Origin of the sequence: Terrabacter aeriphilus (assembly GCF_039542985.1) — a bacterium.
GTDB classification, from domain to species: Bacteria; Actinomycetota; Actinomycetes; order Actinomycetales; family Dermatophilaceae; genus Terrabacter; species Terrabacter aeriphilus.
The window spans coordinates 1-15,003 of the sequence record NZ_BAABIW010000008.1; the positions used below are offsets into that span (position 1 = coordinate 1).

Consider the following 15,003-nt stretch of genomic DNA (forward strand, 5'->3'; position numbering starts at 1 on the left):
GGGTGCGGCGATCACCAGGCCGAAGACTTGCTGCTGGGCCTCGGTGGAGGCGTTGATCGCGGAGCGGCGAGCAGCCAAAAGCACTGACAGAGCTTGACGTTCACCGCCAGTGCGGGGTGTTCCCAACCGCGGTCGAGCCATCGCCTCCCGCGCAGCGCGGATCGCATCGAGCGGATCCGACTTCGCGCCGTTGCGACGCGCAGCCCGCTTCGGACGGTCCAGCTCGATGACGAGCTCCGATGACTTCAGCAGGTGACGACACAGGCCGGCACCGTGACCGCCGGTCCCCTCGATCGCCCACGCCCTCAACATCGCGTGGTTGTTGGCGAACTCCACCAGCTCGGCATAGCCCTGGGCTGTCGCCTCGACCGTGATCTCATCGAGGACACCGCCGGTGGCAGCATCGACCACCGCCGCGGAGTGGGTGTGGACGTGGGTGTCGACGCCGATGACGACATCGACCACCTCGCGTAGATCGGTCAGACTGTTCATGCGTTCTCTCCTTCGCCGGACGGGACGTGGTTCCGGTCCGGGACGGAGGCTCGGCAGGACTGTGATGAGACACATCCGGCGCTACGGACGCCCGGTGGTCAAGCTCCTGATCAGGCCAGCTCCTCCAACCGGGCCGGGGCCGGTGACCACGAGCGGACAGGTCACAGCAAAGGCACGAAGCCAGTCATTCCGGGGGTCACACTCGCGGTCACCAACCACAGCCCAGCACCTTGAGGCTGCATTGGCGATCCTCACAGTCCTTCCGCCGCACACCTACTTTTCGAAGCTTTACGGTCCGACTGGGCACCACCAAACGTGGCGGGTGAGCCGGTCAAGCATCCGCGGCCAGTGCCTTCTTGGCTTCCCGCAGGAAGTCCTCGCGCAAGCCCAATGCCTCAACGAAGCAGTCTCTAGCCACCGCGGCCTCCCGCTCGATGATCGCGCCCGTCGTCCTGCGCAAACAACGCTCCAATGCTACGGCTGACTGCGCAACCTCATCCGGTCCGACGAGCTCAACCATGACCCGCTGCGTCCGCATACTTGCTGAAAGCTCACGCAGCGCCCCGATCTCCAGCCCGTTGGGATCCAGCTCCGGGATGGGGTTGATGGGATCGCCGGTCGCTGGGGCGTCCGGCACGAGTTCCGCGACCGCACTCGTCATGATCACTGCAAGCTCATAGCGGCTGATCTCACCCGCGTGTATGTACCGGGTCTGCAGGTCGATAAGGCCTTCAGCTGGCGAGAGAAACCCCCGATATGTCGCGCGACGATCGACCAGACGCGACTGTTGGCGCTCAAAGGCTTGCTGCCGAACGACCTGCCGATGCCCTGACCAGTAGGCGATCCCGGCAGCGACGACGGCCGCGCCGGCGGCAATCCATGCGGCAAGAACAGTGACGTCCATGTTCTCGAGTGTCGCCCTCTGAGTGCGCCAGCGAGGGCGCAATGGAGGAAGGTGCAATCCGCAAGCCCGATTTCGACGCGGGCGCGGATCACCAGACACAGCGTTCACGCTGTGGAATGGCGAGTGCTCGCTCCTCTGCGTCGTGGCCGAGGGCGTTCTCCGCGAGCCGAGTGGTTAGCAGACGGCTCCCTCACTTCGGGTTGTCGGGGACCCTGCACCTTGGCCGCACGGGCGAGGCGCGACACTTCGCCGCGAGAGCGGCGATGACGCTCCGCCGCCTGATGGGCGCGTGCGTCTCGGCCGCATGCCGACGGCTAAGCGTGCCCACCGCGCGATTGCTCGCGAATGCGGCGAATCGTCTTGGCTACGGTGATCCCTGATGCAACCCAACAGCAGCCAAACCTGAGTCTGTCGGTCGACGAGCGCGCTCCCTCGATGTCGCGTTCAAGGGTGAGAAATGTTCGTCGCGTCAGTTCGAAACTGACTTCCGTTCGACGGTCGCGATGACACTGCGACGTTCCTTGTTATGCGCTTCAGCCCTTGCAGCCGTCGCCTGGGCAAGAACCGAAGACGCCGCAGCGTGCGCTGCAACGAAGGCTTGAACGACGTCTATCGATAGCCGTCAGGAGTTTGACGAAAGGTTCGCCTCCGGCCTGAGCGACGCCTCCGGAGTCCGGGCCGCCACCAGCACGCCGACGAGGGCGGTGACGCAGTTCGAGGCGGCGGCGACCTCGTCACGCAGGGCGACCAACATGTGACGGGTCATGGGGTCGGCGCAGGCCATCCCGACGGCGTCGAAGTCGGGAAGCGACCCGAGCCACCTGTAGGCGACCGCCATTGGGTCCTCCCCAACCAGACGAGCCGTTTGCATCTCAGGTGAGCCGTCGGGGTGGGCCAGGACCCAGGCGGCGAACGCCCCGTTGAACCGTTCGACGAGTCCCATCCAATCCTCGGACTGCCGAACAAACGTGGTTGCCGCCTCGGCGAGCTCTGGGGCGCCCGCTTTGCGGACCCGAGCGAACTCCGCGCTCAGCGCACGCGCGTACACGGCACGGCGGGCTCGTCCGCCGTTGGCGACATAAAGGGACAGATGGAGAAGCAGTCTGTTCCAGACGAGTGCCGGAGCGGGCGTGCCCACTGCAGCGTTCGCGCCTGCTTCGGGGCCGGTGGCCGCCACTGAGAGGATCGCCTCTCCCAGCGCTCTGTAAATGGTGGACAGGGTCACGGAGGCCGCGTCGAGCCGAGCCAGGTCGGTGTCCTCGTCCCACTGCGGCACATCCTCGTCGCTGGCCTCACTCCACGCCAGGGCTGCCTGACGGATCATGGGTCGGGCCTGGTGGACGAACGCATCCATTGCCCGGAACCGGCTCAGTCGTCGGGAGGATTCGAGGAGAACGCTGGCGATGGTGGCAAGGAAGACGTTCGTGACGAGGTCCTCGGCGAGGCCGATCCAGCTCCAACCGCCACGTCCCAGCGCCGAGACGGCTTGCTTCGCGAGGGCTGCGACTAGGGCGGCACCGGCCCCAATCAACGGCACCGCCCACGAAGAAGTCGAGACCCACTGGGTGACTCGTGACTGCGTCCACTTCAATTCTTGTGCCTCTGTCGGATTGCACGTTCGGGCCGCGCCCAGAACCGCGTCAGGCTCTGATGCCTTCTCTCTTGACGGGGCGTGTCGCGATCGCAGCTCATGACGTCACTCCCTGCTGCCACGCCCCTGCGGAAGTAGCGCGTCGACGAGATCCGGGCCGGCCTGTCCCGCCGGAGCAGGGCGACTGCGCGCCAAATCCACGGTGCACGCCTCCATCCTCCAAGGGCTCGGGTCTCTCGTCGCCGTGCACCCGGGCGGTAGGAACAAGTCGGATTTGGCCAGAGTTCGCCTCGGATGTGCCATGGTGTTGATACGTCGCCTCGTACCTAGGGGAGTTGGCGTGTCTTCCGACGGCTATGTCTACGAAATCGAGCTGGCGACGCGGCTGACCGCGCGTCTGAGCGCGTGCGTTGAAGCGGACACGATGCCGGGGTTGCTTCGCGAGTGCGCGGCTGTGCTTTCCGACTTCATCGGCGCCGACGAGGTGCTGTTCACGCAGCTCGACCTCACCGATCCCGCCGCTTCGACCGTCGCCGCCGGGCCGGGCCTGTTCCGGGACGAAGGGCTGAGCGCCGACCTCGCGCAGACCGGGTCCGCCCACCCGGCCGTCCTCAGCTACCTGACACCGGGAGATGACCGGCGACCTCGGCGGGTCAGTGATGTCGCCACCCGGGCGGCGTGGCGTCGCCACTTCGACCAGACCTGTGAGTTCCGTGCCCGGGGAGCGGCACACCAGTTGTCCATCGTCTCGACGCTTACGCCGACGCGTGGCCGAGGCTGGATTCTGACCCGAAAGCGGCGAGACTTCACTGATGCGGAGGTCGCTGTCGCGGCGCTCCTGCTGCCGGCGCTGTCGGTCCTGGACCAAGCGTGTGCTTGGGGCTGGCCGGGCGATGCGCCACCCGGCACGCTTGTTCCCCATGCGGAACCTGTCCCCGTGCTGCCGATCCGAGCAATGGCGGCGGTGGAACGAGAAGACGTGCGGGCCACGGTGCACCGACGTGGCGGCGGCGGTTCGGCGGCCTGCCTTGACCCGTGCCCGTCGCTGACCCAGCGGCAGCTGGAACTGCTTAGGCTTTTGGCGGACGGCCTGTCCGCTCGGCGCATGGCCCGTGAGCTCCGGATCAGCGAACGGACCGTGAACAAGCATCTGGAGCTGCTCTACCGCCGGTTGGACGCCCATGACCGGGTCAACGCCATCCTGACGGCGCAACGGCACGGGCTGCTCCGCCTGTAGGGGCAGCGTGGCCTTGAGGTTCGCCGGTTTGTCGGCGGTCGACAGGCCGCGCTCGCGCAGGATCGTGTCGATCACTACGCGATGACGACATAGTTTGCCGAGCCCTCTGCGGAGCTGGTCGCCGCCACGCACGTGGCGCCAGCGGGTAGGTGCGCGGCGCCGGTCGCGTCACCGATGGGGGTCCACGTTCCGTCAGGTCGCAGAATTCCGTGCAGGACCTGCCCGGCCGTTGTCAGGACGGCCGCCTGGATGTGCCCGTCAGGGGTTGCGGCCACCGCGGGCATGGCGCCATCGGGAGCTCCGGTCCAGTAGTGCGAGGACAGGTCAAGGGCTCGCGCGACGGGCTGACCGGCCTGCCACCGGACGCTTCGGACTCGGTGGTCACGACCGACGGCAAAGAGCAGAGTGCTCTGGTCGTTCGGGTTGTGAGCTGCCGCCACCCGCACGGTCGACGCGAGCCCAGCGGTCACGGTGAGGTCTTCCACGGGATCCCAGCTACCGTCGCCGCGGCGGACGGTGTGGAGCACCTTGGAGACCACGTGCGGTGAAGGGTGGGGCCGGACGATCGGGTGGCGTGCTACCTCGACGTCGTCCTCGGCCGGGACCGGTTGGACGGCGGTGAACACCTCGAGGGTCACGTCGAGGTCGTCACCTGCGGTCCCGGGGGTGAGGGCGGCCCAGGCGACAGGGTCGGTGACGCCAAGGGCTGCCGTGAGGTCGCCCGCGTCCTGCCAGCTGCCGTCGGGCCGGCGGACCGTGTGCCAAGCGTGCCCGTCGGCATCGAGCGCGACGTACTGCGCGCTGGCGTCGGCCAGCATCGCGGAGGCGACGGCGCGGATGCCAAGAGGCAGACATGCTGCACCGGTCATGTCGCCGGCCGGGGACCACGTCCCGGCGGTGTCCCGGGCTGCGTGGAGCACCTGGCCGTTCGTGATGAGGGCGACCTGCAGCTCGCCACGGTCCGGGTGCCCGGCGACGGTGGCGTTGGTCACGACACTGGTGACGCCGAGCGCTGCCCCCAAATCGGTTGCTGGGACCCAGTCGCCGTTCGCGTCACGGGTTGTGATCCAGGTGTCGCCCACATGCTTGACCGGGGTTTCCCACCACAGCTCGAACAACTCGCAGTAGTGCGCATCCTTGGGGACGACCCCCTGGCTGAGCAGGGTGACCTCGACGGTGACGGCGGCGTCCGGGCCAGACTCTCGTACGGTGACGGACACCTGGGCTGCATCGGGCGTAGTCCAGCGCGTGGTGGAGCGCCGGTAGCGCAGCACAGATCCCGGATTGGCACCCTCAGGACCGCGCAACACGGTGCGGTAAACGGTCTTCTCGGCGTCGTCCGGCCCGCGGCGGGCGCACCCAACGACTTGGTAGCACTTTCGGTCCGGTGCCTTGTCCTCCAACCTCTCGAACGAGTCGGGTGAGTGGATCTCGTTCCACCGAGCACCGTTGAGCGGGTCCGCATAGGCCCGGTCACCGCCCCAGATCCACGCGTTCGCGGCCTTGGCCGCGTAGTTAACCCACCCCACATGCTTATCTCGATCGAGCGGGTCGAGGTCGAGCATGACGCGCAGTGCCTGGAGGCCGTTGACCAGGAGCTCGTTGGTGTAAACGAATCGGTCTGCGGCGTGGGGGTCGTCGGTCACCAGCGCCCCCCAGATGCTCACGTAGTGGTGGACAGCCACGGCCGTATCGGCGTAGGCCGAGGCGGCGTAGCTCCGCGGGTCGTACGCATACGTGACGCCGGGCTTGGCTGACGGCAGGTCGGTGGCCTGCCAGTCGTCAGGTTTTGCCGGGTGGGCGCGCTCGTCGTTGCGTGGCCACCCGTCGAGCTCGATGTGTATGCCGAAGTCTCCTGTCCGGCGGCGCGCCTGCGTCGGGTCGGGTGCGGCGTCCCGGAACACGTCGCCCGGCATGCAGAACAGGGCAGGGTTGATCCCGGCGGTTCGCATCCACTGTGTGTCCAGCTCCAGGTGGAAGTGCCAGTCGGGATCAGCACCCCCGCGCTCGTCCGCTTGGGTGAGCCAGCCGCGCAGCTCGGCAATCACCAGCGGCCGGCCGTTTACGGTTGTGTGGATCACGTGCGGACCGGGAGGGATGTCCGAGCGCGGAAGCCATTTCACCGCCTGGCCCGGCATCGCCCCGGGGGGCCATACCGTCGATGGAGGTGTTACCCCTGTTGGCGGCCAGCTCAGCATGTCGAAGACCCCCCTGGTCCCATCGTCCGTGTCTGCGTGACTGCCTTGGTCATTTCGGGCCCACCGCTGGAAGCTCACGCCGCCGGACGAAGATCTGGCCGGAGAAACCCCCCTTGCCGTTCGTCACGTCGTCATCGTTGATGTGGACCCACAACGGCAGCTCCGCGTCCTCAGGGCCGACGGTGCGCACGTTCGGCTCCTGCCCGACCGTGGTGACCCCGTAGGTAAAGGTGGGTTTGTCGTGCCAGTAGAACCAGCCCTGCCCGAACCCGTACAGCAGGGCGCTGAACGCGACGCCGGGCAACGGCTTGGTCGCGTTGCCCATCTGCTTGCCGTGCTCGGAGGTGTCTCCCTCCGGGCCGAACCACGAGCCGAACCACCACCCGGCGAACACGTGCCCGAAGGCGGTGATGGAAACCTGGTCACCTGGGCGCAGGGTGAGGCCGGTCCGCACCCCGCCCTGCACCCCGGTCCGTCCGTCGTCGACCTTGTAGGAGCTCACCGTCTGCGGGAGGTCAGCCCGTACCAAGGCGGTGTAGGAGAACGGCCCGATGACGGCCTTAGCGACCGTCCCGTCGAGCAGGTATCGCGCCGCGTAGGAGATGATGCCGCCAGGATTAGTGTCGCTGTAGTCGGCGGTCGCCTGCAGCTCCTCGAGCGCCTCGCTGAGGCCAGCGGCCGCCTTGAACACGGTGGCCCCGGTCGTGCCGACTGTCGCGACCTGGACGTGGTAGCTCTTCGTCTTCTTCTTCAGGTCTGCCGCGGTGTCCACGTCGCCGCTCACGCCGGCTTTCCATGACGCCTTGACGTTCGCCTCGACGCTCGACGCGGTGTCAGCACTGTCAATCACCATGAGCACGATCCGCCCGTAGGTGACTTGGTGGATGTATGCGGGGGCGTTGTTCGGTCCGCTGTACTGCTTGACCGCGGCGACATCGACGGACGGGCCGAACAACCATGCCGGGGACCCGGTCGGCTCGAACGCGACGGTGTAGAACTCCTGGGTCAGTTTCAGGAACGTCCGGCTCGTCTCCAGAGACCCGGACACGTGCACGTCGGCAGAGGCGTTCCACGAGCTACCTGAAACCTTCACCCCCAGTCGCGCGGACACCTGCTGCTCCGTCGTCACGGTGCCGACCTCGAGGTTGACGACGCCGGTCGAGGCGGTCCCGGCCAGGTCGTGGAGCAGCTGACGTCTGGCCGTCGTGACGCTTGCCGCGCTGGGTGACGTCACCGTGACCGACGTGGGAGCCTCCGGGTGCGCAACGACGATCTCGGTCGTGATCGTCAGCGTCCCGGGCGCCCGGTCGGCCAGTTGCACCAGCCCCAGCTGGCCGGAGCCCAACGTCCGCGACTGGATCACCGCGCCTGGCCAGATCGCGTCGGCGACCGGTGCCACCACCGGGAAGGAGTCGATGACGTTCTCGATCGCCTGTTGCTGCGCCGTTACCTGGTAGGCCACGTTCGCCGGCGCCGTGTACTGAGTGGGCGGTGACTCGGGCGCGGCTGTGATCGACAGGCCCGGAGCGGCTGTCACGACCGGCGGCGGGATCGTCTGCAGATAAGCAAGGATCGCCTGCTGGGCAGTGGTGAGCGACAAAGGAGGGGCGTCCACGACGCGCGTGAACTCGTCGGCGAGGCCGGGGAAGGCCGCCGCCGCAGGAACCGCTGGCCCGAAGGTGTCGGCTCGCTGCGGTTCGCTGATCCCAGAGACGTCGAAGATCTGGCCGCCGTACGTCCAGAACGTGCGGCGTGACCCGTCCTCGCCATCGACGAAAAAGGTGCTGCTCCCATCCAGAGATGTCAGCGTGCACCCCTGCCGCGCTCCGCCCGCTCGTGGGACCGCAAGGCCCGGGCGTTGCCGCCGCTCGCTGTCGCCTGCGTCCGCGGACTCGTCCTGAAGAGCCGGGACTCCTGTCGCCTCGAGTAACTGCCACGTGCGCTCATCAGGAACACCGGACAGCGAGCCGTCACGGCCCAACAGATACGGCCGGCCAAGGTCGTCCCGCACCAAGGCCGGGCCGCTCCTCACCGGCGGACGTTGCCCGTCGGGCTGTCGGTCGGTGGGCTCCTCGGCGGCCGACGTCATGCGGTCGGCGGACGTGTCCAACGATGGTTTCGATGCCATGAAGGTCACCTCTGCTACTCGGCCGTGACGGGACGGGAACGGAGAACGATGCGCGCGCTCGCCGCGACGCAGATCAAGAAGACGACGGCGCACGCCACCGCAACGCCCTGCTCGGTAGACCCGCGGCCCTCGTCGGGTTCGGCGCCAAAAACCGCCTCGATCCACTCGGGCCACGCCAGGGTGAGCACTGCCGTGGCCAGCGCGAGTAGCCCGACAGCGAGCACCGCCCAGAAACGTCGTCCAAACCCAGCCGGATGGCACATCGCTTGCCTCCTCGCAACACATCGGTAGATGCTCAGCGTGACCGATCGGCGACGGTGGAGACCATACGCAAAAGTGCGAGCATGGCCATCCCAGAGAGAAGCTCGTACCAGGGGGCGCACGAGAGCTGCCCTCGTGACGAGGACGTCACGACCACACGCAAAGACGGTTCGAACGTCGAGTGCCTCCGCCAGTCACGCTGATACGAGCGCTCGGTCCAGCGCGCCCGCGCGTCCAAACTGCCGCCCCATGTCCATGCCTTGCGGAGGTTGTTCACCACGTGCGTTGACGAGCTGGTCGACCGCCGAGTCGAGCACCGCGATCTAAAGGAGACAGCCTGCCGGTGGCGCAGTTTGATGGCTGGGATCACCGCGCCCCTCCGGTGACCAGGCCCGTGGGAGAACTGCTCCCAGGGTCACCGTTCGGCAGCAACAGGTGCACTCGAGCGACTATTCGGCGGTGCGTGTTCCCCTGGCTTGCGCGTCGGGAAAAATCTAGTGAATTGGCACGTTCGCGGCCCTCGCCGGGTGCAGGCTGGTGGAGAAGGACAGTTATCGCAGGGGGTGCGCCATGGCAGTAAGCCTCAGGAAGCCGTCGCAGTGGCAGCCCGGGACCGTCTACATGTACGACGTCATGTGGATCGTCATCCTGATTGGGATTGCAGTCGGGTACTCAGTCCAGCCGGCGTGGAGCTGGCTGCCGCATTGGACGTTCGCGTTCCAGAACGTCATGCCATTGTGGGTGCCTTGGGCCGGCGCGCTCGGTGGCGTCACGATCAGCCTGGTGGGGGTCGTCACTCATACCCATGACTGGAAGGCGCTGGAGTACGGGTACTGGCACCTGGCGCGGCCGTTCCTCGGCGCCGTCTGCGGCTCGGTCGCGGTTCTCATCGTTGTACTGGTGTTGCGCAGCGTCGACCCGACAGTCAACAATCAGGCCGGTACTCCTGCGAGCATTGCGCTCTTGTCAGTGATCTCGTTCGTCGTCGGGTATCGGGAGGAGACGTTCCGGACCTTGGTCAAACGCGTCGTCGACGTGATCTTGGCCTCCGACACGAACGCAACCGTGTCGGTAGCGCTCGTGCCCGCCACATTGGACTTCGGAGACAGCGCGGTCAACCAGCCCAAGGTGTTGATGCTGACCGTCGTCAATGCCGGGAAGGACACTGTCCATCTGCCAGCGAACGCGGCCGTCCCGGACCCTGTGACGGGCACGATAGTCGCGACGAACATCGAGACGGACTTGGCGCCGAGCGCCACGGCAGAAGTCACGGTGACGTGGACCCCGGCGAGCCTTGGCCAAGACCTATCCACTCCGGCCACGACGTTGGTGCTACGAACCGATTCGCGCACGCTTAGCTGCCCACTTAACGGTCGAGCGGTCTAGCGCCGACGGCGGCCCGCTGGGTCCGACAGCAGCGCGGGGCACCAGCGCTCACCCAAATTCCGATCACTGCGTCTGCTGCAAGGACGGGTAACAGTTTCGGTTAAGCCACTTGGGTGGCGGTTGTCGTCATGATCGACTCGGACTCGCTAACGGTCCGGGCAGGTTTGCCAGCGCCGGCCGAGCGTCGCTCATCGATCGTCGACCACCGCTTCAGACATGAAGGCGAGATGCCGAAGTCCTTCGCGACATGGGTGACAGAGGACCCGGCTCTTTGGCGACCCGAATCGGTCCTCGCGGGATTCTTTGAGAAACGCCTTGAGCATGATGCAGATCCTTCCCGCGGCGACACACTCGGACGCAGATCAGATGTCACCTATCCGGGCAGCAGACCCATCCTACGCTTCTCGAAAGTGTGTCCTCTCGCCACGGGCGACCATCCTGACTCTGTTCCTCAAGTTGGTGGCTTAGGTGGCCGCGTTCTCGAGGAGGCGCTTGAGCGTCCGGAGATCCTTGAGGTTGGCGCGGCGCATGGCGCGTGCCATCATGGGCGCTGCGAGCTGGCCAAAACCTGTCGGTTCTCCCTGGTTGCGCAGCGTCATCCGGGTACCACCGGACGCCGTATCGGACCAGGTGTAGGTCGTCTCCATCGGGAACGGGCCTTCAGCGGTGCTCATGACGAACCGCTCGCCTTCCAACAACTCGCGAACCTCATAGGTGTACGCGATCCGCCGGCCCAAGAAATGTGCGACGAATGCCATACGCGACCCGACAGCGACAGGTGGTGGAGTCTTTATGACGACCGAGCTGATGTTCACGTACCAGCTAGGGGCGTTCTTGGGATCGGAGGCGAAGGCGGCTCATCCCAATCGGGGTGTAGGAGTTGGGGTCTGAAGCCGCCGGTCTCGAGCAGGCTTCGGGCGATGTAGTTGGTCAGGTTGCGGAACCCGAGTGCGGAGCCGCGCAGGTGTTCGAGCCGTCCGTTGAGCGCCTCGGTCGGCCCGTTGCTGGTGCCGGGTCGTTCGAAGTAGGCGAGCACGTCAGCGGCTCGCTTCTTCAGGGTCCGGCCCAGGGTGGTGAGCTCGGTGAGCACCTTGGGGACGCCGGCGCTGAGGTCGGTGATCAGCTTCTCCATGAGCTCGCGGCCACGTTGCCGGTCCTCGTGGCGATAGGCGGCGATCATGCGCTGGTAGACACCCCAGGTCGCCTCGACCTCGACGTGAGCGTCATCAACGAACAGCGCGCGTAGCCTGTCGCTCTGCTTGTCTGTGAGCAGGTCCGCGCCGGTGTGCAGCGTGCGCCGCGACTTGTAGAGCGGGTCGTCCCTGAACCCACGGTGCCCGTGGATCGCGAGTTGGACCCGGCGCCGGCACCTGTCGAGGGCGTCACCGGCCAGGCGCACGACGTGGAACGGATCCATCACCGTGACCGCGTCCGGGATCTCCTCTGCAGCGGCGGTCTTGAACCCGGTGAAGCCGTCCATCGCGACCACCTCGACCGCGTCACGGAAGACGTCGTCGCGGTCGGCGAGCCAGGTCTTGAACGCCGCCTTCGACCGGCCCTCGACCATGTCCAGCAGCCTTGCTGGGCCGGCGCCATCGCGGACCGGGGTGAGGTCGATGATCACGGTGACGTACTTGTCGCCACGCCTGGTGTGGCGCCAGACGTGCTCATCGACGCCAATGACCTTCACGCCCTCAAACCGCGTGGGGTCGTTGATCAGCAGCCGCTTGCCTTCAGCCAGGACCGCGTTGTTGGCGGTGTCCCACGCGACCCCGAGTCCCTCGGCGACACGGGCGACGGTGAGGTGTGCGACCACGATCCCTTCCAGCGCCCACCGCAAGCCCGGTGCGCGAGAGCTTCGCGCGTGGCTCCGCCGCGGCGCTGGTGTCTTGGCGCCACACGTGTCCGCAGTCGGCACAGCGGTAGCGGCGCACTACAACTTCCAGCACGGTCGGTCGCCAGCCCAGCGGCTCGTGGGCCAACCGCCGGATCACGGTGTCACGAGCAGCGTCTTCGCTGCCGCACCGTCGGCACCACTGATCTGGTTCCACCACGCGGCACGCGAGGACCGCACGATCCGGTTCAAGTCGTTGTCCGGTCACGCTCAGACCGAGGCCGTCGAGTCGAGCGAAGGCGGTCAGGTCAGGGCGGCCGAAGCCGGCCGGCGGGGTAGCATCGGACACGTCGAGGTCTTTCGGATGGATGGCGTAGGAACCTCCGTCGTCGGGAGACCTCGACGTCTATCTGCGGACCGACGCGCCCGGCCGACCTACACCGTCATCTGAGAAGACCCCTGAAACGTCTTCGACGACGACGGGACCGGCGAGGAGGAGGGTGCGGTGAGCTAAAGGAATGGAGCTTGCTCGGCTTCACGCCGCCGCAAGCTCCGGTGAAACGGTCGGTACTGGTCGGTCGTCGTCGGTCACCACCGGATGGCGGCGTCCCCCACGCTCGGCGTTTGCGCAGGTCAGCGGCTCGTTCGCCCAGTGGGCGCATCAAGCGATAGACGCAAAGCCGACGTGATTAGGTCGTCGGTTCGATTCCGGCAGGCGGTTCGGTTCTGGTGGTCGCGCGACGCGCTGGCCTCACGGCTCTGCCCGACACCGACGTCGCTCTCCTCTGCGACGGACCCCTAGCCGGCTGAGCGCTCGCGGCCGGCATCCTGTCCGTGTGCCGATAGGCCTCGCACCGCTCGGCAACGCAGCGTGGCGTTGCGTCGCGACCTGGCGACGGCTCGGCGGGGCGCGATCGTCTCGTGCGTTGGCGGACTACGGGAGCTTGGACGCGAGGACGTCGGCCGCCAGGATCTCGGGTGCTGCGCCGAGGAGGTGCTGGTTGGCCATCAGGGCTGCGACGATGGCGCCGTTGGCGTGGGCGTCGCGAGCGGCCTCGTCGGGGAATGCATCGAAGATCCAGAAGGTGTCGGCGTGGGTCCTGACCGCGAACCAGACAATCGTTCCTACTTCTTCGTTGGCGAGCGCGACAGCGCCGGCGAGCAGATCGGCGAGCGCTTCGTGCTGTCCATCGGCCGCGACGATCTTGGCGACGAAGGCATACGGAAGTGATGCGGGTGTGGACATGAGGGGTTCCCCTAGGTGTCGAGGTTTCTTGGTGAAGCGAGTTCAGCGTATGACGAGCAAGGGCATGTGAGAAGTGGCGTATACGGCAGTATTGCTATTGTTCGCGCCATGCGTATCGGACTGATCGCGATCGACGGCTGCTTCGGTTCGGCTGTCGCGTCGGTCATCGACATCGTGCGGGTGGCCGACGGAGCCCGCGGCGATGTCGACCCGCGGATCGACCCGATCGAACTCGCCATCCTCGGACCGAAACGGAGAGTGACCACGACGGCATCGATGACCCTGTCGGTGGACCACCCGCTGTCGGAGTCCGCAGAGTTCGACGTGGTCGTCGTCCCTGCGCTTGGAACCCTCACGGCCGCCGCTACCAACGACGCCCTCCAGAGCCGAGATGCTCGTTCGGTCATCGCCTCGCTCGGGCGCCTCGACGACGCGACCACCCGGATCGCCGCGGCGTGCACCGGCGTGTTCGCTGTCGCCGAGACCGGACGGATGCATCATCGGCGGGCGACGACCAGCTGGTTCCTGGGGCCGGAGTTCCTGAAGCGCTATCCGACCGTCGCCCTCGATCTCGACACCATGGTCGTGGTCGACGGGAACCTCGTCACCGCCGGCGCCGCGTTCGCCCACATCGACCTCGCGCTCTCACTCGTGCGATCGATCAGCCCCGACCTGGCCCAACATGTCGCCAAGCTCCTCATCATCGACGAGCGTCCGTCGCAGGCGGCCTTCGTCGCCTACGAACATCTCCGGCACGAGGACCCGATCGTCGTCGAGTTCGAACGCTTCGTGCGCGCCCGCCTGGACGAACCGTTCAACGTCGCCTTCGTCGCGCAGTCGCTCGGCACCAGCCGGCGCACCCTCGAACGACGAGTCCGTGCGGCGCTCAACCTCACTCCGCTCGGCTTCGTCCAACGGCTTCGCATCGAACGAGCTCGGCACCTCTCAGCAACCACGGACCTTACCTCCGCCGAGATCGCGCTACGGGTCGGCTACGCGAACGCCGAGACTCTGCGCTCCCTCCTGCGTAGGGAGCGACGCCGTTCCTGACCTATCGCCATGCCTGTAGCCGGTGTCCTAGTGCTCGACTGGAACCACCTCTCAGCACGTCGCGTCGACGCTCCTGCGTCGCCTCTGGACGACCCACTCGACACGCCCGCAGCACAGGCCATGTGACGTGTCCCGGCTTCCCGGACGGTCGGGGTTGGGTGGCTGTGATGTCGCTGTGTTCTCGTCGAGGGGGTCAGCAGACTCGATCAGGGTCGATTGGGATGAGACGCGAAGGCGGTCAGGTCAGGGCGGCCGAAGCCGGCCGGCGGGGTAGCGTCGGTCACGTCGAGGTCTTTCGGATGGATGGCGTAGGAACCTCCGTCGTCGGGAGACCTCGACGTCTATCTGCGGACCGACGCGCCCGGCCGACCTACACCCTCATCTGGGAAGAGCCGCGAAGGCGGCAACCTGATCGCGGGCGACGGCGATTTCGATGGAGGTCTCCACGTCCACAGCCATCGCTGGAGCCTACTCGCGACCGATCGACGGGGACGCCTTGGGAGCAAGGGGCTAACCCGCCCCGTGCATTCGCCTGCCAGGACCGAGGTGGAGGTACTCGTCGACCGCGCCAACTGCAAGGCACGGCACTCCGCCGCGAAGCGGCAGTGTCCTTCCGGCTCCCCTTTGTCGTCAATGGGTGGCCGAGGCGCTTCCGGAGCGTGAAGTCTTCCAGGGC

10 protein-coding genes and 1 pseudogene are annotated in these 15,003 nt (G+C 66.8%); 3 read left to right on the forward strand and 8 right to left on the reverse strand.

The window, feature by feature from the left end:
- From ABD979_RS05055 to ABD979_RS05065, 3 genes are all read right to left on the reverse strand, one after another.
- Positions 1 to 492: IS110 family transposase (locus ABD979_RS05055; RefSeq protein WP_345506363.1), on the reverse strand; the 492-nt coding region annotated here is incomplete at its 3' end.
- A 331-nt stretch (positions 493 to 823) separates the two neighbouring features.
- Positions 824 to 1,396: a hypothetical protein gene (locus tag ABD979_RS05060; protein WP_345506364.1), complete on the reverse strand. Its 573-nt coding sequence runs from the start codon at positions 1,394 to 1,396 to the stop codon at positions 824 to 826.
- A 622-nt stretch (positions 1,397 to 2,018) separates the two neighbouring features.
- Entirely contained in the window at positions 2,019 to 2,987 is a 969-nt protein-coding gene (locus tag ABD979_RS05065; protein WP_345506365.1) for a hypothetical protein, read from the reverse strand.
- A gap of 340 nt (positions 2,988 to 3,327) precedes the next feature.
- On the opposite strand from ABD979_RS05065, the gene ABD979_RS05070 reads away from it, so the two are divergent.
- On the forward strand, positions 3,328 to 4,224 hold the full coding sequence (locus ABD979_RS05070) for a helix-turn-helix transcriptional regulator (protein ID WP_345506366.1): 897 nt from the start codon (positions 3,328 to 3,330) through the stop codon (positions 4,222 to 4,224).
- Between the two features lie 74 nt (positions 4,225 to 4,298).
- On the opposite strand, the gene ABD979_RS05075 is transcribed toward ABD979_RS05070, so the two are convergent.
- Together ABD979_RS05075 and ABD979_RS05080 are read right to left on the reverse strand one after the other, a co-directional pair.
- Positions 4,299 to 6,305, reverse strand: coding sequence for a hypothetical protein (locus ABD979_RS05075; protein ID WP_345506367.1), 2,007 nt, complete (start codon positions 6,303 to 6,305; stop codon positions 4,299 to 4,301).
- 166 nt (positions 6,306 to 6,471) lie between these two features.
- The gene (locus tag ABD979_RS05080) at positions 6,472 to 8,550 is read right to left on the reverse strand and encodes a thiol-activated cytolysin family protein (protein WP_345506370.1); all 2,079 of its coding nucleotides are present in this window, start codon (positions 8,548 to 8,550) and stop codon (positions 6,472 to 6,474) included.
- Between the two features lie 831 nt (positions 8,551 to 9,381).
- Here ABD979_RS05080 and ABD979_RS05085 point away from each other — a divergent pair.
- Complete coding sequence (locus tag ABD979_RS05085) at positions 9,382 to 10,197, forward strand: hypothetical protein (protein ID WP_345506368.1); 816 nt, start codon at positions 9,382 to 9,384, stop codon at positions 10,195 to 10,197.
- A gap of 464 nt (positions 10,198 to 10,661) precedes the next feature.
- Here the strand turns inward: ABD979_RS05085 and ABD979_RS05090 are convergent, their stop codons facing one another.
- From ABD979_RS05090 to ABD979_RS05100, 3 genes and pseudogenes are all read right to left on the reverse strand, one after another.
- Positions 10,662 to 11,012: an SRPBCC family protein gene (locus ABD979_RS05090; RefSeq protein ID WP_345506369.1), complete on the reverse strand. Its 351-nt coding sequence runs from the start codon at positions 11,010 to 11,012 to the stop codon at positions 10,662 to 10,664.
- Positions 11,009 to 12,380 (reverse strand): annotated as a pseudogene (locus ABD979_RS05095) (ISL3-like element ISPfr2 family transposase). Before ABD979_RS05095 ends, ABD979_RS05090 begins: the two are co-directional and overlap by 4 nt.
- 585 nt (positions 12,381 to 12,965) lie before the next feature.
- Positions 12,966 to 13,277: a putative quinol monooxygenase gene (locus tag ABD979_RS05100; protein ID WP_075836169.1), complete on the reverse strand. Its 312-nt coding sequence runs from the start codon at positions 13,275 to 13,277 to the stop codon at positions 12,966 to 12,968.
- A 108-nt stretch (positions 13,278 to 13,385) separates the two neighbouring features.
- Between ABD979_RS05100 and ABD979_RS05105 the strand changes: the two genes are divergently transcribed.
- Positions 13,386 to 14,327, forward strand: a complete 942-nt coding sequence (locus ABD979_RS05105) for a GlxA family transcriptional regulator (protein WP_003941078.1) — start codon at positions 13,386 to 13,388, stop codon at positions 14,325 to 14,327.
- Positions 14,328 to 15,003 lie beyond the last annotated feature (676 nt).